This is a genomic window from Brevundimonas sp. SORGH_AS_0993, from assembly GCF_030818545.1.
GTDB lineage: Bacteria > Pseudomonadota > Alphaproteobacteria > Caulobacterales > Caulobacteraceae > Brevundimonas.
Map to the genome: position 1 here is coordinate 1,915,083 of NZ_JAUTAH010000001.1, position 18,145 is coordinate 1,933,227.

The following is an 18,145-nucleotide window of genomic DNA, read 5'->3' on the forward strand; positions in this document are numbered from 1 at the left end:
GAAGCTCCACCTTCCTCTATCGTGGCGTCCGTTCGGGCGCCGCCGCCATTGATCGCCCTCTTCGGAGGCGAGTCTTCACCCAAAAGTCGATGCCGGAGCCTTGGAGTTTCGAGACTTTGAGTAGAGTAAAAGTTTGTATTCATGACTGATTCCCTCGCGATTTCCGCCAACGAACCCCGTATGAACCGGCGCCAGGCCGCCAAGATCCGCACCCGTCAGAAAGTGCTGGACGCCGCCCGGTCCCTGTTCGCCGAGCGCGGCTACGAGCCGGCCACCATCCGCGACATCGCCAAGGGCGCCGGAATGTCGACCGGCGCCGTCTTCGCCAACTTCCAGGACAAGGCCGAACTGTTCGAAGCGGTCCTGACCGAGGACATGACCCGCCTGGCCGAGGTGGTCGAAGCGGGCGTGCCCGCCGATCAGCCCGTGCGCGGCCGCCTGGTGGGCGCCCTGAGCGCCGGCTATCAGTCGTCGCTGGATCAGTTGCCGCTGTTCCAGGCCATCGTGGCCCGCTCGTGGTTCCAGCCCCTGGCCGCCGAGATGCGGGCGCGGGCCGCCACCAAGAACCTGCTTCTGGTCGTCAGCGGCCTGCTGCAGGAGGCCGTCGCCAAGGGCGAACTGCGCAAGGACGCAGACGTGCGCCTGTTGGTCGAACTGATCTGGGACGCCTATCTGTCGAACTATCGCCGCGCGGCCTATGACAAGTGGGACGCTCAGGCCCTGTCCGACCACCTGGGCAAGCAGATCGACGTCATCCTGGCCGGCGCCCTGGCCGAATAAGGCCGTATCCGCCGCCATCGAAACAAAAGCCGGGGCCGTCCGCGCGGATCCGGCTTTTTCTTTGTCTTCAGCCGCGCCGCCGCAGGGTGACGTAGAAGGCGCCGTCGCCGCCGTGCCGCTGGTGTGCGACCGTATAGCCGGACACCACGGCGCGCAGGGCCGGGGCCTGCATCCATTCGGCGAAGGAGGCGCGGATCACCCCGCCGCCCCGCCGTCCCTGTCCGGTGATGACCAGAACCGCCCGCAGGCCGCGCGCCTGGCAGGCGGTCAGAAAGCCGCGCAGCTGATCCTCGGCCTCGAACCGGCCGAAGCCGTGCAGGTCGATGCGCGCCTCGATCGGGTCGCGTTCGCGCGCGATCCGCTGCTTGCGGCGCGGCTCCAGGTCTTCGGGCGCGTTGCGCGCGCGGGGCAGACCAGGCAGCACGGTTTTGATCGGGGCGGAGGGCGTGGGCGGGGCGCGCTTGGTCGTCGGCCGCGCCGTCGGCTTGGCGACGGCGGCGGGAGGCGCGGAGGGATCGAGATCCAGCGCCGGTCCCTTGGCGGCGATGCGATCGGCCTTGCGCAGGCGCGGCGGCGTGACCGAGCCGGCGACGCGCCCCCAGATTCGGCGGTCCTCGGGCGTCAGGCCGTTGTCGTCGCGTCCGGCGCCCTTGCGCTTCATTCGTCTGTTTCGTCCTCGATCAGGTCGCCCGGACCCGGTTCGTGCGACAGCAGGTCGCCGGGCTGGCACTCCAGTTCGCGGCACAGGGCGTCCAGGGTCGAGAACCGCACTGCGCGCGCCTTGCCCGTCTTCAGGATCGACAGGTTCGCCACCGTCACCCCCACCCGGTCGGCGAGTTCGGTCAGCGACATGCGGCGTTCGACGAGAATGCGATCAAGCTGGACGCGGATGGCCATGCGAAAACCCTTAGTGGAAACGGATCAGATCGTCAGTTCGGATTCGCGGCGCAGGCGCGCGCCCTCGCGGAACACCTCGGCCAGGACGAAGACGATCAGAACGGAAAAGATCGGGGTCAGCAGTTCGCCCGGCCCTTGCGGGTCCATGACCCCCGGCGCCAGGCGAGCCGCCACGAACCCCTGAGCCAGCCAGACGCCGCCGGTGACGACGGCCAGGATCAGGCCGATGTGGCGCAGGCGGCGGACATTGGCGGGATGGAAGGGATCGCCCATGGTCAGTGTACGGAAGATACGGCGTAGGCTGCGCAGGATCAGCATGAAACCGCCGAAATAGGCCGTGGCGGCGCCCAGGCCGAACAGCAGCAGAAGCCGCGTCAAAGGCAGTTGTCGCCCGCCCGACGCGCCGCTGACGGTGATGTTGACGTTGTCGAGCGGAATGAAGACGGCGGCGATCAGCAACAGAAGCAGAAGCCCGGTGATCAGCCACAGAAGAACATAGGCGACGTCCAGCGCCACTTTCAGCACGCTGGAGACGGAGCTCGGACCCAGCGTCCGCAGGGCGTCGATCCAGCGGGAGGTGCGCGCCAGGCCCCGCTTCAACGGATTGTTCGGCGTCGGCAGTCGCATGGCGAGGCGGCTCTCAGGCCGGAGGGGTTGGCGCGATGGCCGCGCGGGGTCCGGCGAACCCACGCGCAGCTCTATACATCGCGGTCTTGGTCAAGATCGTCAAAGCCCCTCGTGATCGGTAAAGACGGTGCAGACGTCTTCGATCAGAGGGCTTGGATCAGGACGGCGACAATGGCCGTCGGCAGGGCGGCGATCATGATGGTGTTGACGAGCAGCGAGCCGACCTTGTCCAGCCACATCGAGGCGTTCATCGTATGCATTGTGTTTCTCCGTCGTTTGATTGGGCGATTATCACCCGATATTTTCCTGAGCCCGCATGATTGTTTCCGTTTCTGCGGAAGTCTGGAACGGTGCGGCCCCGTTCCTGATGTTGAATAGATAGGCCGTGCCGAGCGGAAAAGCACGTTACATATCGTTTAACGATATTAAACTTTGGCAATAGACTGTTTCAGGGATGTGATCGCCAATGAATCTGAAGCTTATCAAAGGGATGCGGATCGTGGCCGCGACCCACAATCCCGGAAAGGTCCCCGAGATCGCCGCCCTTCTGGGCCAGGATTACGAGATTCTAACCGCGGGACAGTTGGCCCTGCCCGAACCGGAGGAGACGGAGACCACTTTCGGCGGCAACGCCATGCTGAAGGCGCGCCATGCGGCCCGCCTGTCGGGCGAGGTGGCCCTGGCCGACGATTCCGGCCTGTCGGTCGCGGCCCTGGACGGCGCGCCAGGCGTCTATTCCGCGCGGTGGGCCGGCCCCTCCAAGGATTTCGCCCTGGCGATCCGGAAGGTCGAGACGCGGCTGGAAGAGCGAGGCGACCCCGACCGCCGCGCCTGGTTCACCTCGGCCCTGGCCGTAGCCTGGCCCGACGGCCCGTGCCTGGTGGTCGAAGGCGTGGTCGAAGGCGCGCTGACCTTCCCGCCGCGCGGCGACCGGGGCTTCGGCTACGATCCCATCTTCATCCCCGACGGCGGAACCCAGACCTTCGGCGAGATGGAGCCGGCCGAGAAGGACGCGATCAGCCACCGCGCCCGCGCCTTCGCCAAGCTGCGGGCCGCGCTGATTGACTGATCCGCTCGATCCCGGAACGGACGTCGGCCTCTATGTCCACTGGCCCTATTGCGCTCGCATCTGTCCCTATTGCGACTTCAACGTCGTGCGCGATCGGGGGCGGACGGACGAGCAGGATCGGCTGGTCGAGGCGATCCTGGCCGATCTGGCGGCCCAGCGCGCCCGGACCGGACCGCGGCGGCTGGCGTCCGTCTTCTTCGGCGGGGGCACGCCGTCGCTGATGCGGCCGCAGGCGGTCGCCCGCATCCTGGGGGCGGCGCACGATCTGTTCCCCCCTGCGTCTCCGAAGATCGAGATCACCCTGGAGGCCAACCCCACCGACGCCGAGGCGGGCCGGTTCGCCGACCTGGCCCAGGCCGGGATCAACCGGCTGTCGATGGGGGTGCAGGCGCTGGACGACGCGGCTTTACGGTTCCTGGGGCGCGACCATTCGGCGGACGAGGCCCTGCGCGCCGTTGGTCTGGCCCGATGCGCCTTCGAGCGCCTGTCCATCGACCTGATCTACGCCCGGCCGGACCAGAGGCCCGAGTCCTGGGCGACCGAACTGAAGGCGGCGCTGGCGCTGGGGTTCGAACACGTCTCGCCCTATCAGTTGACCATCGAGCCGACGACCGCCTTCGGCCGCGCCCTGGCGCGGGGAACCCTGGTCCCGCCGGACGAAGACCGCGCCGCCGCCCTTTATGAAACGACCCAGACGGTGCTGAGCGGCGCCGGGTTCGAGGCCTATGAGGTGTCCAACCACGCGCGGGGAGCCGCCGCCCGCTCGATCCACAATCTGCACGTCTGGCGCGGCGGCGATTATCTGGGTCTGGGCCCGGGCGCCCATGGGCGTCTGACGCTGGAGGGCGCGCGCACCGCGACCGTCGCCCATCGCCGCATCGGCGACTATGTGCAGGGCGTCTCGGCCGGAACGCCCTGGGTCGAGCGGGACCGCCTGTCGACGGCCGACGCGGCGGAAGAGCGTCTGTTGCTGGGTCTGCGCACCGTCGAGGGCGCGCCTGCGTCCCTGCTGTCCGACCTGGGCCTGTCGATCGAGACCGGGCCGGCGACCGATTTGATCGCGGACGGGTTTCTACACCTCACGGCGGGTCGCCTGATCGCCACCGCCAAGGGACGGCCGGTGCTGGACGGGGTTCTGAAGGCCCTGCTGACCTGACCGATCAGCCCTTGCGCAGACCCAGCAAGCCCAGCCAGCCGCCGCTGGTCAGCAGGGCCACATCCAGCAGGGCCAGCGGCAGGGGAGTCGACACGGGGGCGGCGATGAAGCGGGACCGCCACACGGGGCCGAACTTGCCCTTGTAGCTGCGCAGGCCCTGGAAACCGTAAAGCGCCCCGCCCTCCTCGAACACCAGGGCGCCCACGCGGGCGAACACGGGGGCCAGACGCCGATCCTCCAGCCCGGCCAGGGGCGCCATGCCCAGATCGAAGCGCGCCAGTCCCTCGGACTTGGCCCATTGGGCGCAGCGGATGAACAGATAGTCCATCACCCCGTGGGGCGCGTCCGGTCGATGGCGCATCAGGTCCACCGCCGCCTCCTCAGGCGCGATCAACAGATTGGCGAAGGCCACGATCCGCCCGCCTTCGCGCACCAGCGCCAGCGGCGTCAGGTCCAGATAGTCGGGGTCGAACCGTCCCATGGAAAAGGACTTTTCAGATCCCTCGTGCATGGCCAGCCAAGCGTCGGACACGGCTCGCAGCTCGTCCGCGATGGGTCCGACCGATCCAGGCGGCAGCACCTCGAAGACCGCGCCTTCGCGCTCGGCCCGGTTCAGAGCGGTGCGCAGGTTCTGCTTGCCCTTGCCTTCGGTCGAGAAACGGTGGGCGTCGATGACCGCGGTCTCGCCCACCTTGCGGACAGCCAGACCCATGGTCGCCAGGTCGCCCAGTATGTCCTCGCCGACCGAATAGAAGACGGCCGCCCCGCCGTAGCTGTCGGCCATTTCGGCGAAGGCCCACAGCAGCGGCAGACGCTCGCTTCTCAGGCCCGCCGGTTCGCCCATGGCGATCCAGCGTCGCCCGCGCACCCGATAGGCCAGGAAACTGCGTCCCGAAGGACTGAACAACAGGGCCTTGTCCCCCAGCATGGCCAGCCAGGCCTCGGGCGTGGCGCGGTCGGCCTGGGCCAGGGCGGCCTGGGCGCGCGCGATCTCCTCGGCGCTGGCGGGGCCGTGACTGTGCGCGCCGGGCGATCCCAGCAGCGACCGCCCGGCCACCACCACCGTCAGTATGGCCAGCACCAGGCCGGCCCGCAGGAAGCCCGAGGCTTGGCGGTCGGTCAGGAAGCGCCACCACAATTCGTCGGTATAGGTCACGTCGCGATAGGCGAAGAAGCCCAGCCACAGCATGGCGCCCACCACGGCGATCAGCAGCAACAGCCAGCTGGGCCGCAGCGGCTCGCTGAGACGCGATCGACGATTGAAGGCCGTGCGGCAGGGCGCCAGCAGGGCGGCGACGACCATCAGGTCCCGCGCCTCCTCCCAGTCCAGGCCCTTGAGGACCGAAAAGACCGCGCCCAGGGCCAGCACTCCCAGGGCGGCCCAATAGGCCCCCGCGCCGCCGACGCCACAGGCCCGCCGACAACAGGATCAGCAGAAAGGCCGCGATGCTGGCCACGAAGTGCGATAGGTCGATCAACACCGGCGAGACCACGCCGGTCAGGCGACGCAGGCGGTCGTCGAACTCGGGCGTCACGGCCGAAATCAGCATCAGGCCGCCGGCCAGGAAGGCCAGAATGGCGAAGACCTGCGGCGTCAGTTCAAAGGCCAGTCCACCCAGACGGCGGACCAGACCAGGCATTTGCGCGGCGCGTCGGGACAAGCGGGACCTGCTGATTCGGCGGAACGCCGCATCATAGACCAAGAATTGTCGAACTGGGGCGAGGCCGGGGTCATTTCAGGGCCGCTGAAACAATCCGTAACACGGCGAGTTGGTAGATTGCGGGCGTCGGGCCCGCGTAACCGGGGATATGTTCCCATGACCATCAAAACCTTCTTCCTGGCCAGCGCCGCCGCCACCGTTCTGACCGCCGCGCCGGCCCTGGCCCAAGAGGCTCAACAACCGGCCGCCGACCCTGCCTCTGCTTCGGCCGCCCAGCCCAGCCTGTCGCTGACGCCGGGCGCCACGGTGCGTGGCCCTGACGGCGATCTGGGCACGCTGGAAGGCGTGCGCACCAACGCCGAAGGCCGCCAGGAGTTGACCGTTCGCGGCGGCGACGGCCAGCTGCGGGGCGTGCCGCTGGCCGGCATCCGTCAGGACGGCCAGGCTGTCGCCGTGGCCTACACCAAGGCCGAGTTCGACGCCGCCGCTCCGATCGCGGACACGACCGCCGCCCCGGCTGCGGCCGAACCCACCGATCCGGCCGCCGCGCCGACGTCCGACGACACGGCGACGCCGCCCGCCTCTGATCCGGCCACGACCACCCCGCCGACCGGCGCTCCGCCCCCGCCGCTGCCGACGGACCCTGTTACGGAGCCGACGACCGAGCCCACCGAGCCGGCGACGCCTCCGACCCAGCCCAACTAGAGCCTGACTCACGACGCTTCAGCCGGAACCGCAGCGCGGTTCCGGCTAAAACGATCAGGCTCCGAGCCAGGGTTGAAATGAAAAGGGCGGCCAGGACATCCCGGCCGCCTTTGTCATGCGCGATGGTCTTCCAGAATCCTTTGATCGACCGAACAGCAAAAAGGGCGACGCCTAAGCACCGCCCTTTCCGTAGTTGCAGCGTCGGCCTTAGGCGCGGCGCTTGATCAGGCCCAGCAGGAACAGCAGCAGGCACGACCCCAGGAACGCCACGATCAGGGTGACGAAGTTGAACCCGCCGACCGGCGTGCCCAGAAGATTGTTGGCGATGAAACCGCCCAGCAGAGCGCCGACGACGCCGACGATCAGATTGGTCAGCAGGCCGTGATTGCGACCCATGACCTTCTCAGCCAGCCAGCCCGCCACGATGCCGATGACCAGCCATCCGATAAGACCCAAACCCATGCTCGTATCCTCCATTCAAAAGCCAAGCTGCCTGCTTAATGCGCGTCCGACCGTGGGGTTGCGTCGCGCGCCCCATTCTCGTGTCCCATTCTCGCGCCAGGCGATCCGGCACGGGGGTTGCGTCCTGACAGGCGAACCGTCCCGCGCCGGGACAGGTCGTGATCCAGGAGCCCGCGCCATGGCCGCCGACATCGATCTTCATCTGGGCAAGAGACTGCGCCGCCGCCGTCGCCTGCTGGGCCTGACGCAGCAACAGGTGGCCGTGCGGATCGGCGTGCGCTTCCAGCAGATTCAGAAATACGAATGCGGCGCCAACCGCCTGTCGGCCGCCCGGCTTTGGGAGCTGGCCGAGGCGCTGGAAATCCCCGTCTCCTATTTCTACGAAGGCGTGACCGAGGCGCTGGAACGAAACGAAGGCGCGGGCGGCGAAGTCTTCTCCCGCAAGGAGACGCTGGATCTGATCCATGCCTATTACCAACTGGGCGAACGGCCGCGCAGGCGGCTTCTGGACCTGGCCAAGTCGCTGCATTCGGACGAGAGGCCGGCCTGACTCCGCGACAGAGGGCGCCCAAGACGGTCGAAGCGCGCTAAGAGGCGGCCATGACCGAATATGAAGCCTTCGCCATCGAACTGGCGCGAGCCGCCGCGCGCGTGACCCTGCCCTTCTTCCGCTCGGACCTCGGATACGAGGACAAGGGCGGCGCGGCGGGCTTCGACCCCGTGACAGAAGCCGACAAACAGGCCGAAGCGGCCATCCGCCGCCTGATCGCCGAACGCTATCCCGACCACGGCGTCATCGGCGAGGAGTATGGCGAAGACCGGCCCGAGGCCGAACAGGTCTGGGTGCTGGACCCCATCGACGGCACCCGCGCCTTCATTTCCGGCCTGCCGCTGTGGACCACCCTGATCGCCCTGCGCCAGGCCGGTCAGCCGACGGTCGGGGTGATCGCCCAGCCCTATCTGGACGAAATCTTCCTGGGCGGCCCGACCGGCGCGCGCCTCATTCGGGGAGACACCGAGACGCCGCTGGCCGTCCGGGCCTGCCCGCGGCTGAACCAGGCCGTCATCTCCACTACCGATCCCGACATTTTCGACGTCGCCGAACGCGCCGCCTGGACGAAGCTGCGCGCCGCCGCTCGGCTGGCCCGCCTGGGCTGCGACGCCTACGCCTATGCGATGGTGGCGGCCGGACGCATGGACATGGTCGCGGAAACCAGCCTGAAGCCCTGGGACTGGTCCGCCCTGGCGCCCGTGATCGCCGCCGCCGGCGGCCAGGTCGTCAACTGGGGCGGCGGGGCGCCGGACGACCGGGGCCAGATTCTGGCCGTGGGCGACGCCGGCCTGATCGACCAGGCCCTGCCCTTGCTGAGGCCGGCGGCCCTCTAAGGGCGCGTCAGGCCACCGAGGCGGACCCCGCCGTCGCGTCCTCGGTGCGGGCGGAGGGGTCGCGCGCGGCGTCCGGCGTCGGGGACACGTCGTCGGCCAGGGCGTCGAACGCCTCCAGGAACTCGCCGCGCATGGGATCGGCCTCCATGATGACCTCGTGCCTGGCGCCGACCACCTCCACATAGCGGCCGCGCGGCAGACGGCTGGCGGCCCAGCGCGTGGTCTGTTTCCAGACCACGTCGTCGGCGCCGGCCTGGACGATGGTGACGGGAATACGCACCTGTTTCAGCGCCTTGGGCTTCAGGGCGCGCTCCCCGGCGTCCAGGGCGAAGGCCAGCCAGCCATAGGTCGGACCGCCGATGCCCAGGTGCGGACAGGCGAACAGCTGCTGGCGCCACGCCTCGTACCGTTCCCGGTCCGAGGTCAGGGCGTCCTCTTCGAAATTGTGGTCGAACGGATCGTCGGGATCGCCCAGCACATAGTCGCCCGCCAGGCCGTGACGGATGTTCCAGCGCACCGCCAGCTTGACCGACCACATCGACCGCTTGCCGGTCTTGATGCGCAACATCGGGCTGCACAGGACGGCGCCGACGAACCGATCCTCGCCCGCCTCCAGGCTGAGCAGGTTCAGGCAGGCGCCCATGGAATGGCCGACCATGATCCACGGCTTCGGACACTGACTCTCGAAGGCGCCCAGCAGCCGCCCATAGTCGTCCAGAAACTCCTCCACCGCGCGGGCGTGACCCTTCAACCGGTCGGGCAGCAGCCGCGCCGACAGCCCCTGGCCGCGCCAGTCGTGGGCCAGGACGCACCAGCCGCGCGCCAGGAAGTTGCCGATGATCTCGAAATATTTCTCGATCGGCTCGGTGCGGCCGGGGCTCAGCACCACCGTCCCGCGCGCCTGGCCCTCCGCCAGATGCGTCGGACGCCACAGGGCCGCGCGCAGGCGCATGCCGCCGGCGCCCCGGAACCATTCGCCCCGGCCGCCGGGCGGGGACGCGGCGCCCGGAACCCCCATCAGGGGAGCCTGGGCGGCGAAGGCTTGGGCGCGGTTCACTCGGGTTTCCTGAACTTCAAGGTCATGCGGTCGCTTTCGCCGATCGCCTCGTACTTCGCGCGGTCGAAGGCCGGATCGGCGGGCTGGCCCTTGGGGGCCGTCAGGCGCGTGGGCGGCAGGGTGTCGACCCCGAAGGGATGGTCCTTGGTGTCCGCGGGGTTCGCGTTGATCTCGGACGCCGCGACGAAGACGAACCCGGCCTCGGCCGCCAGTTGGCGCACGAACGCCTCCTGCACATAGCCGTTGGCGGCGACCGGGTCCTGGTCCTGCTCGGGCGCCAGCCGGTGCTGCTCGACGCCCAGTATGCCTCCGGGACGCAGGGCGGCGAAGGCGTCGGCGAAGGCTTTTTCCGCGATGCCCGCCGCCATCCAGCCGTGCAGGGTGCGCATGAACAGACACAGTTCCGCCGCGCCCAGCGGCGCGACCGGCCCCGACGCTGCGCCGAAACTGGCGAATCGCGGCTCGCCGTATAGTTTCTTGTCGCTGCTGAACCGCGTCTTGAAGGCGGTGTTCAGCGTCACCTGGACCGGGTCCGCCGTCGGCCCCTCGGGGAACAGGGCCGCCACATAGGTCCCGCCGCCCCGCGCCAGATAGGGGGCCAGAATCTCGGTGTACCAGCCGCCGCCGGGCCAGAATTCCACCACCGTCATGCGCGGCTGAAGACCGAAGAAGCGCAAGGTCTCCATCGGGTGGCGCGCCGCATCGCGCGCCCGGTCCTGGGCGCTGCGCCAGGGACCGGCGACAGCCCATTCCAGCGACCCCTCGGGCGGGCCGTTCGCAGCGGCGGGCGCCGGCGCCGGGGTCGGCGTCTTGTCTTCCTTTCGGCCGCAGGCGGCCAGGCCGCCCAGCGCCAGGCCGGTTGCGCCGGCCATGAGCAGGCGGCGCGACAGGCCGTTCGGGGCGGCAGTATGGTCAGTCATCGAATACTCCCGCAGGACGCCGACCCCCGCGCCGACAGCCTTGGTCAGACGGGATTAGTCAGGTTCGCCGTCCCGGTCAAAACGCGATCGCTATTCCGGCTTGCGAAACCGCAGCGTCATCCGGTCGCTTTCGCCGATGGCGTCGAAGGCGGCGCGCTCTTCGGCCGACAGACGTGGGGCGGCCGGGTCGTCGGACGCCGCCGAACGGCGCACCGGCGGCAGGGTCCAGACGCCGAAGGGATGGTCGTGATCGTCCCTGGGATTGGCGTTCAGCTCGCTGCGCGCCTCCAGGACGAAGCCGGCGTTCCGGGCCTCTCGGATCACATAGCTTTCGGGGACATAGCCGGTGGAGGCCACGTCGGCGACGTTCAGGCCCTCGGCGCTGCGGTGCTGCTCCACGGCCAGGACCCCGCCGGGCTTCAACGCCTTGTAGAAAGCCTGGAGGTAGGGCTGGGTCCGGCCGTCGCGCGCCCAATTGTGAAAGGCCCGCGCCACCAGGATCAGGTCCGCCGAACCCTCGGCCACGCCCATGGACTCCAGGGGCCTGTTGACCGGCACATAGCGCCCGCCGGTCCCGGCGGCGTAGGGCTCCAGGATGTGACGCCACCAGCTGGCGCCGCCCGGCTCGATCTCCACCACCGTCATACCGGGCGTCAGGCCCCAGAAGGTCAGCGATTCGTAGGGGTGACGCGCGGCGTCGCGGGCGCGGTCGGCGACCGGTCGGGCCTCCGACGCGACGGCCGCCTGCAGCGCCGTATCCTCGGCCAGCGTCGGGATGGCGCTGGACAGGGCCGAACGCGGCGGCTTCCACGCCCCTTCGGTCTGGCCCGCCGGCGGGGCGGATTGGGCCAGCACGGGGCCGGCCACGGCGACGGAAAGGGCGGCGACGGAAAGGGCGAAGAGGCCGTAGGTCATGGGGCGCATGGGTCGGCGTTCCTGAAAGGGCGATCCGCCCGTCTTACGACCCGGTCGAGGCCGCGCAAAGCCCGCCCCCAGCCTCACGGCGATTTCGTCGCACGCCCCCGCGCCGACCCCTTGACGCCGGTTTCGCCCATCCCATCTGATTTTCCGAGAGCGCCGGTCACGGGCTCTCCGGGCTGGCGGCGCCGCTATCGGGCCGCCTGTCTGAACCCCAACCGTCCGGGCCAAACCGCCGGGCGGCTCAACCTTGCTGATCCTCAGGAGGATGCTGATGCGTACCTATGACTTCACCCCGCTGTACCGTTCGGCCGTCGGTTTCGACCGTCTGGCCAATCTGCTGGAAACCGCCGCGCGGACCAGCTCGGACAGCGGCTATCCGCCCTACAATATCGAAACCACGGGCGAGAACGCCTATCGCATCGAGATCGCCGTCGCGGGCTTCACCCCGGACGAGCTGAACATCGAGGTGAAGGAAAACCTGCTGACCGTGACCGGCCGCAAGACGGCCAACGACGACGGGGCGCAGAAGACCTATCTGCACCGCGGCCTGGCCGAGCGCGATTTCGAGCGTCGCTTCCAGCTGGCCGACTATGTCGTCGTGACCGACGCCAGCCTGGTCAACGGCCTCTTGACCATCGCGCTGAAGCGCGAACTGCCCGAGGCGCTGAAGCCCCGCCGGATCGAGATCGGCGTCGGCCAGCCCCTGATCGAGGGCAAGGTCGAAAAGACGTCCAAGGCGGCCTGATCCGCCCCACGTCGAGAGCCAGGGAAGGGCGGCGTTCGCGCCGCCCTTTTTTCTATGCGGCGAAGCGGGCGAAGGCCTTGACCACCTGGGCGTAGGCGTCGCGCTTGAACGGCACGATCAGGTCGCAGGCTTCCGACAGATCGCCCCAGCGCCAGGCGTCGAACTCCACCTCGTCCTGGGCGTCCAGGTCGATCTCGCCGTCCTGACCGATGAAGCGGAAGGCGAACCACATCTGCTTCTGCCCCTTGAATCCACGCCAGGCCTTCGGGTTGTTCATCGCCTCGGGCGGGAAGTCGTAAAGGATCCAGTCGTCGGTCCGGCCCAGCAGTTCCACCGACCCAACGCCCGTCTCTTCGCGCAGTTCGCGCCGGGCGGCGTCCATCAGGTCCTCGCCTTCGTCCACCCCGCCTTGGGGGAACTGCCAGTTATAGGGTCCGGGCGTGGCGTGACGTCGGCCATACCAGACTTGGCCGTCGGCGTTGAACAGCACGACCCCGACATTCGGGCGGTAGAGGGTGAGGTCGGTCATCGAGTGACGAATGGCGAGTGGCGAGTGGCGAGCCTAGCCCGCCAACAGCGGGCGATCGCCTCCGAAGGGTCAGGAAACGCCTGTTTCGGAGTGACGAGGTCATCTCTCGCCACTCGCCACTCGCTACTCGCCACGCCTTAACGTCCGGGCCGCAGCGTCATGGCCGAGGCGGGCGCCAGTTGCAGGCCGCGCTGCTCCAGACCGGCGGTCCAGCGCGCGGCGGCCTCCACCGTCACCGGATAGGAGAAGCCGGTTCCCAGAGCCGAACCCCGCAGCTTGGCCTGGGCCTCCAGGCTGTTGAGGGCGGAGACGATGGCGGCCGGAGACTGGGTCTGGTCGATGATCCGGTCGGCGCTGGCGCGCGCCCAGGCGCCGGGGCGACGCTGGAACGAGCCGTCGTCCAGGAAGGCGATCCCCCGCTGACGCAGGATCGTCAGGAAGGCCCCCATGCCGGCGTCCGAGGCGGCGAAACGGTCGCCCAGATAGTTGGTCACGCCGAAATAGCCGGTGGCGCGACCCAGCAGCCATTCCATCTTGGCCTGAACGTCATCGGAACCGCCGTCGGCCAGAAGGGTGTAGGGGCCGGGATCGTTGTTGGGATAGCCGGTGGGCTCCATCGGCATTTCCAGCATGACCTCATGGCCTTGCGCCCGCGCCTGGTCGATCCACGACTGAAGATTCTCGGCATAGGGCACGAAGCTGAGCGTCACTTCCGGCGGCAGGCGTTCGATGGCCGCGCGGGTCGTCACCGCGTTCAGACCCAGGCCGCCCACGATCAGGGCCACGCGCGGCTTGCCGTTGGGACGGAACGGGCGGGCGTAGGCCTGGGCCGGGACCCGGCCGTCGGGCGCGATCATCGGCAGCGGACCGTTGGGGCCGGGCTGCGACAGGCCGGCGATCGGCGCCCGGCTCAGGGGCGAGGCCACATGGACGGGCGCGGAATAGGAGGCCCCGCCGCCGGCCACGCTGGCGCCGTCCGGCAGGGTGATCACCGCCTCGCCGCCCATGGCGGCCGGATCGGCGCCGGAGCCCGTCAGGTTCTGATACAGGCCCATGGCGCCGCTGGAGAAGGCGTCGAAGCCCGAGGGCGCGGGGGCCGGCGCGGCCTGCTCCCGCTCCAGGGCGACGCGGGCCGAGGGCGAACCGGCGCGCGGATCGCCCAGCACCGTCAGGAACAGGGCGCTGGTGGTCAAGAGGAACACGCCGGCCAGACCAGCGACCACCGGCGGCTTCTTCAGCGCGGCGACGACAGGCTTCATCCCCATCCGACTGCGTGGGCGGGGTGCGAGGCCGGCGGTGGCGGCGAGGGCGGATTGGCGTTTGGCGAACATGGTTGAGAGCCGGGACCGAAGCGGAATCCTTCCAGCCGATCTTGGCCCCGCTGCGGTTAATAAACCCTAACGCCCGGTTCACCATGATTTCGGCGACAGGACGAGGCCGCGCGTTTGGACACGTTTCGTGCGTTGACGTGGCGGTTTTCGCGCCCTCACATGCGCCCCTCGCCGACAAACGCCAGGACGCCACAATGAACAACCCCGCCGCCGACGACGCCTTGCGCGACGAAGTCCGCCTGCTGGGCGGGCTGCTGGGCGAGGTCATTCGCGCCGAAGGCGGCCAGGCCCTGTTCGACCAGGTGGAGGCGGTGCGTCAGGCCTCCGTCGCCTATCACCGCGATCCCGCCTCCCATCCGGCCAAGCGGCTGGAAAAGCTGCTGACCGCCCTGCCCGTCGATCAGGCGGCCGGCCTGGCGCACGGCTTCGCCCTGTTCTCGCTTCTGGCCAATATCGCCGAGGACCGGGCCAGTCGCCGCCGCGCCCGCGATCAGGCCGAGGCGGGCGCCCGGCCCGACACGCCCGAGGGCGCGCTGAAGCGGCTGGCCGATCAGGGCGTCGACCGCGCGGCGGTGCGCGCCCTGCTGGAGGAGGCCCTGATTTCTCCGGTCCTGACCGCACACCCCTCCGAAGTGCGGCGCAAGAGCGTGATCGACCGGATCGCCGCCATCTCCGACCTGCTGGACGCCCGTGACCGGGCGGGCGACGCCGGCGACCCGGCGACGTCGAACGAACCGCTGCGCCGCCAGATCGTCATCCTGTGGGCGACCCGTCTGGTGCGCAGCCAGGGCTTGGTGGTGCAGGACGAAATCGACACCGTCGTCTCCTTCCTGGACCGCATCTTCCTGCATGTGGCGCCGCGCCAGCTGGCGGCCTGGCGGCGTCTGCTGGAAGCGCCCGACCTGCAGCCCTTCATGCGGGTCGGCACCTGGGTCGGGGGCGACCGCGACGGCAATCCCAATGTCGACGCCGGCGTCCTGGCCGCCGCCTTCCGCACCCAGGCGCGCGCCGTGCTGAGCTTCTATCTGGACGAGACCCACGCCCTGGGCGCCGAGCTCAGTCTGGCCGCCGATCTGGCCCAGGTCTCGCCCGAACTGACCGCCCTGGCCGACGCGGCCCACGATCCGTCGCCGCACCGGGCGGACGAGCCCTATCGTCGGGCGCTGACCGGCATCTACGCCCGCCTGGCCGCGACCCACGAAACCCTGGGCAGGGCGCCGCCCCCGCGTCGCGCGGCCGTTCAGGCCCAGCCCTATCCGGGCCCCGACGCCTTCGAGACCGATCTTCGGGTGCTGCACGACAGTCTGGTGGCCCACAACGGCGCCGTCTTCGCCGACGACCGGCTGAACGACCTGATCACGGCGGTCGAGGTGTTCGGCTTCCACATGGCCACGCTGGACCTGCGCCAGAACTCCGACGTCCACGAACGGGTCGTCGCCGACCTGCTGAAGGTCGCCGGCGTCTGCCCCGACTACGCCGCCCTGGGCGAGGAGGGACGGCTGGCGCTGCTGGCGGCCGAACTGGCCTCTCCCCGTCTGCTGTTCAGCGCCTATGCCGACTATGCGCCCGAGACGCTGAAGGAGCGCGCCATTCTGCAGGCGGCGGCCCTGGCCCTGGCCGCCTTCGGCCCCCAGGCCGTCCGCACCCATATCGTGTCCAAGACCGACGCGGCCTCCGACCTGCTTGAGGTCTATCTGCTGCTGAAGGAAGTCGGCCTCTACCGGCCCGAAGACCCCGCCGCCTGCCCGATCCAGGCCGCCCCCCTGTTCGAGACCATCGAGGACCTGCGCGCCGCCCGCCCGACGCTGGAGCGGCTTCTGCAGGAACCGTCGGCCCTCGCCGTCGCCAAGGCGCGCGGCGTGCAGGAGGTGATGATCGGCTATTCGGACTCCAACAAGGACGGCTCCTATCTGACCTCGGGCTGGGAGCTGCACGAGGCGTCGCGCGCCCTGGTCGAGGTGACGCAGACGCATGGTTTGAAGCTGCAGCTGTTCCACGGACGCGGCGGCACGGTCGGGCGCGGCGGCGGCTCGGCCTTCGCCGGCGTCCTGGCCCAGCCCGAAGGCACGGTCCAGGGCCGCATCCGCACCACCGAACAGGGCGAGGTCATCGCCAACAAGTACGGCGAGCCCGAGATCGCGCTGCGGAACCTGGACGCCCTGACCTGCGGCGCAGTTCTGGCCTCGCTGGGCCAGGGGACCGACCATGCCTTCGCCGCCGAACATGGCGCGACCCTGTCGACCCTGTCGGCCCGGTCGATGGCCGCCTATCGCAAGTTGGTCTATGAGACCGACGGCTTCGTCGACTATTACCGCGCCGCCACCCCGATCGCCGAGATCGCCGATCTGAAGATCGGTTCTCGTCCGTCGTCGCGCACCGCCTCGCCCCGCATCGAGGACCTGCGCGCCATTCCCTGGGTGTTCAGCTGGTCGCAGAGCCGGGTGATGCTGCCCGGCTGGTTCGGCTTCGGCTCGGCGGTCCAGGGCTGCGACATGGAGGAGCTGAAGGCGATGGCCGAGACCTGGCCCTTCTTCAAGACCCTGGTTCAGAACATGGAGATGGTCATGGCCAAGGCCGACATGACTATCGCCCGACGCTATGCGACCCTGGTTCCCGACGCCTCGCTGGCCTCGCACATCTATGGAGAAATCAAGGCCGAATGGGACCGCACCCTCGCCGCCGTCCTGGCCGTCACGGGCCATGACCGGCTGCTGGGCGGCCAGCCCGAACTGGACCGGCTGATCCGCCTGCGAATGCCCTATGTCGAGCCGCTGAACCATGTGCAGATCGAGCTGATCCGCCGTCGCCGCGCCGGCGACGAGGACCCGCGCGTCCGCGAAGGCATTCTTCTGGCCATCAACGGCGTGGCGGCGGGGTTGAGGAACAGCGGCTGATCGGCCTCTGGCTGCCGATTATGTTTACAGCCACTTCGTCTTCTTGAAGGTGACGAACAGACCCGTACAGATCGCCGCCATCAGCGCCATCACGGCGAAATAGCCGTAACGCCAGTGCAACTCGGGCATGAACTCGAAATTCATGCCGTACACGCCGGCGATGGCGGTCGGCACGGCCAGCAGCGCGGCCCAGGACGCCAGCTTGCGGGTGATGACGCCCTGGCGCTGCTGTTCCAGGAGGTTGGCGACCTCGAACACCGAGGACAGGATGTCGTTCAGTCCGCCCAGGCGGGCGCTGACGCGCTGCACATGGTCGCTGACATCGCGGAAATAGGGGCGGACGTCGGGGTCGATACAGGGCAGGTCCAGCGACTGAAGGCGTCGCGCCGCCTCCTCCATCGGACCCAGGATGCGCCGGAACTTCAGCAGTTCGCGGCGCAGCGTGAACAGACGCCTGATCTCCACCCGCGACAGGAAGGCGTCCAGCGTCCGCTGCTCCATCTCCAGCACGCTGTCCTCGGCCGCGTCGACGATGGGGGCGTAGGCGTCGACGATATAGTCCAGGATGCCGTGCAGGACGAAGTCCGGGCCTTTTTTCAACTGCTCCGGCGACGCCTCCAGCTGGGCCCTAAGGGCGTTGTGGGCGCGCGCCGAGCCGTGGCGGATGCTGATGACATGGTCGTCGCCGACGAAGACGTGGGTCTCGCCATAGGCGATCCGCTCGTCGATCCGGGTCGCCGTGCGGGCGACGACGAACAGTTCGTGGCCATAGACCTCGACCTTGGGCATCTGGTGGGCGGCCAGGGCGTCCTCGACCGCCAGCGGGTGCAGGCGAAAGCGGCGGACCAGAATGTCGAACTCCGCATCCGTCGGATCGACCAGGCCGATCCAGACGAACTGACCCGCCGCCAGCGTCAGCCCCTCGTCGCTGAGGGGCGCCGCGCGGACCCGACGCCCGTTCTGATAGACATAGGATGCGACGACCGGCATGGCGTCCTCCGAACC

19 protein-coding genes are annotated in these 18,145 nt (G+C 69.2%); 8 read left to right on the forward strand and 11 right to left on the reverse strand.

The genetic code is table 11. From position 1 onward, the window contains the following. Window positions 1-141: 141 nt before the first annotated feature. Window positions 142-780: a TetR/AcrR family transcriptional regulator gene (locus QE389_RS09520; RefSeq protein ID WP_307366683.1), complete on the forward strand. Its 639-nt coding sequence runs from the start codon at window positions 142-144 to the stop codon at window positions 778-780. Between the two features lie 67 nt (window positions 781-847). On the opposite strand, the gene QE389_RS09525 is transcribed toward QE389_RS09520, so the two are convergent. The 3 genes from QE389_RS09525 to QE389_RS09535 are packed head-to-tail and all read right to left on the reverse strand — an operon-like array spanning window position 848 to window position 2,304. After that, on the reverse strand, window positions 848-1,441 hold the full coding sequence (locus QE389_RS09525; protein WP_307366685.1) for a Smr/MutS family protein: 594 nt from the start codon (window positions 1,439-1,441) through the stop codon (window positions 848-850). Next, window positions 1,438-1,677, reverse strand: coding sequence for a helix-turn-helix transcriptional regulator (locus QE389_RS09530; protein WP_307366687.1), 240 nt, complete (start codon window positions 1,675-1,677; stop codon window positions 1,438-1,440). Before QE389_RS09530 ends, QE389_RS09525 begins: the two co-directional genes overlap by 4 nt. 24 nt (window positions 1,678-1,701) lie before the next feature. Further along, on the reverse strand, window positions 1,702-2,304 hold the full coding sequence (locus tag QE389_RS09535) for a DUF2975 domain-containing protein (protein ID WP_307366689.1): 603 nt from the start codon (window positions 2,302-2,304) through the stop codon (window positions 1,702-1,704). Between the two features lie 466 nt (window positions 2,305-2,770). On the opposite strand from QE389_RS09535, the gene rdgB reads away from it, so the two are divergent. Beyond that, entirely contained in the window at window positions 2,771-3,373 is a 603-nt protein-coding gene (rdgB, locus tag QE389_RS09540; RefSeq protein ID WP_307366690.1) for an RdgB/HAM1 family non-canonical purine NTP pyrophosphatase, read from the forward strand. Continuing rightward, on the forward strand, window positions 3,366-4,529 hold the full coding sequence (hemW, locus tag QE389_RS09545; RefSeq protein WP_307366692.1) for a radical SAM family heme chaperone HemW: 1,164 nt from the start codon (window positions 3,366-3,368) through the stop codon (window positions 4,527-4,529). The genes rdgB and hemW overlap by 8 nt, the downstream gene beginning before the upstream one ends. A 4-nt stretch (window positions 4,530-4,533) precedes the next feature. On the opposite strand, the gene QE389_RS09550 is transcribed toward hemW, so the two are convergent. Continuing rightward, window positions 4,534-5,898 carry a GNAT family N-acetyltransferase gene (locus QE389_RS09550; RefSeq protein WP_307366695.1) on the reverse strand — a complete coding sequence of 455 codons (1,365 nt, stop codon included), beginning with the start codon at window positions 5,896-5,898 and terminating at the stop codon, window positions 4,534-4,536. 448 nt (window positions 5,899-6,346) lie between these two features. On the opposite strand from QE389_RS09550, the gene QE389_RS09555 reads away from it, so the two are divergent. Next, window positions 6,347-6,895 (forward strand): hypothetical protein, encoded by a 549-nt coding sequence (locus tag QE389_RS09555; protein WP_307366698.1) that lies wholly within the window; start codon window positions 6,347-6,349, stop codon window positions 6,893-6,895. Between the two features lie 207 nt (window positions 6,896-7,102). Here the strand turns inward: QE389_RS09555 and QE389_RS09560 are convergent, their stop codons facing one another. Next, a complete protein-coding gene (locus QE389_RS09560; protein ID WP_307366700.1) occupies window positions 7,103-7,357 on the reverse strand; it encodes a GlsB/YeaQ/YmgE family stress response membrane protein in 255 nt (84 codons plus the stop codon). Between the two features lie 178 nt (window positions 7,358-7,535). Between QE389_RS09560 and QE389_RS09565 the strand changes: the two genes are divergently transcribed. Both QE389_RS09565 and hisN read left to right on the forward strand, forming a co-directional pair. Further along, complete coding sequence (locus QE389_RS09565) at window positions 7,536-7,907, forward strand: helix-turn-helix transcriptional regulator (RefSeq protein ID WP_307366702.1); 372 nt, start codon at window positions 7,536-7,538, stop codon at window positions 7,905-7,907. A 50-nt stretch (window positions 7,908-7,957) separates the two neighbouring features. After that, complete coding sequence (gene hisN / locus QE389_RS09570) at window positions 7,958-8,743, forward strand: histidinol-phosphatase (protein ID WP_307366705.1); 786 nt, start codon at window positions 7,958-7,960, stop codon at window positions 8,741-8,743. Between the two features lie 7 nt (window positions 8,744-8,750). On the opposite strand, the gene QE389_RS09575 is transcribed toward hisN, so the two are convergent. The 3 genes from QE389_RS09575 to QE389_RS09585 form a co-directional block, all read right to left on the reverse strand. Next, window positions 8,751-9,800, reverse strand: a complete 1,050-nt coding sequence (locus QE389_RS09575) for an alpha/beta fold hydrolase (RefSeq protein WP_307366707.1) — start codon at window positions 9,798-9,800, stop codon at window positions 8,751-8,753. Beyond that, the gene (locus tag QE389_RS09580) at window positions 9,797-10,720 is read right to left on the reverse strand and encodes a class I SAM-dependent methyltransferase (protein ID WP_307366709.1); all 924 of its coding nucleotides are present in this window, start codon (window positions 10,718-10,720) and stop codon (window positions 9,797-9,799) included. Before QE389_RS09580 ends, QE389_RS09575 begins: the two co-directional genes overlap by 4 nt. A gap of 90 nt (window positions 10,721-10,810) precedes the next feature. Continuing rightward, complete coding sequence (locus QE389_RS09585) at window positions 10,811-11,644, reverse strand: class I SAM-dependent methyltransferase (RefSeq protein WP_307366711.1); 834 nt, start codon at window positions 11,642-11,644, stop codon at window positions 10,811-10,813. Between the two features lie 268 nt (window positions 11,645-11,912). Here QE389_RS09585 and QE389_RS09590 point away from each other — a divergent pair, with 268 nt between their 5' ends. Then, a complete protein-coding gene (locus tag QE389_RS09590) occupies window positions 11,913-12,386 on the forward strand; it encodes an Hsp20 family protein (RefSeq protein WP_307366713.1) in 474 nt (157 codons plus the stop codon). A 52-nt stretch (window positions 12,387-12,438) separates the two neighbouring features. On the opposite strand, the gene QE389_RS09595 is transcribed toward QE389_RS09590, so the two are convergent. Together QE389_RS09595 and QE389_RS09600 are read right to left on the reverse strand one after the other, a co-directional pair. Beyond that, entirely contained in the window at window positions 12,439-12,915 is a 477-nt protein-coding gene (locus QE389_RS09595; RefSeq protein WP_307366715.1) for an RNA pyrophosphohydrolase, read from the reverse strand. Window positions 12,916-13,052: 137 nt separating this feature from the next. Further along, window positions 13,053-14,246: a divergent polysaccharide deacetylase family protein gene (locus tag QE389_RS09600; protein WP_373458306.1), complete on the reverse strand. Its 1,194-nt coding sequence runs from the start codon at window positions 14,244-14,246 to the stop codon at window positions 13,053-13,055. A gap of 194 nt (window positions 14,247-14,440) precedes the next feature. Here QE389_RS09600 and ppc point away from each other — a divergent pair, with 194 nt between their 5' ends. Then, a complete protein-coding gene (ppc, locus tag QE389_RS09605; protein ID WP_307366719.1) occupies window positions 14,441-17,140 on the forward strand; it encodes a phosphoenolpyruvate carboxylase in 2,700 nt (899 codons plus the stop codon). A gap of 24 nt (window positions 17,141-17,164) precedes the next feature. Here the strand turns inward: ppc and QE389_RS09610 are convergent, their stop codons facing one another. Then, complete coding sequence (locus tag QE389_RS09610; RefSeq protein ID WP_307366721.1) at window positions 17,165-18,130, reverse strand: magnesium and cobalt transport protein CorA; 966 nt, start codon at window positions 18,128-18,130, stop codon at window positions 17,165-17,167. Window positions 18,131-18,145: the final 15 nt, after the last annotated feature.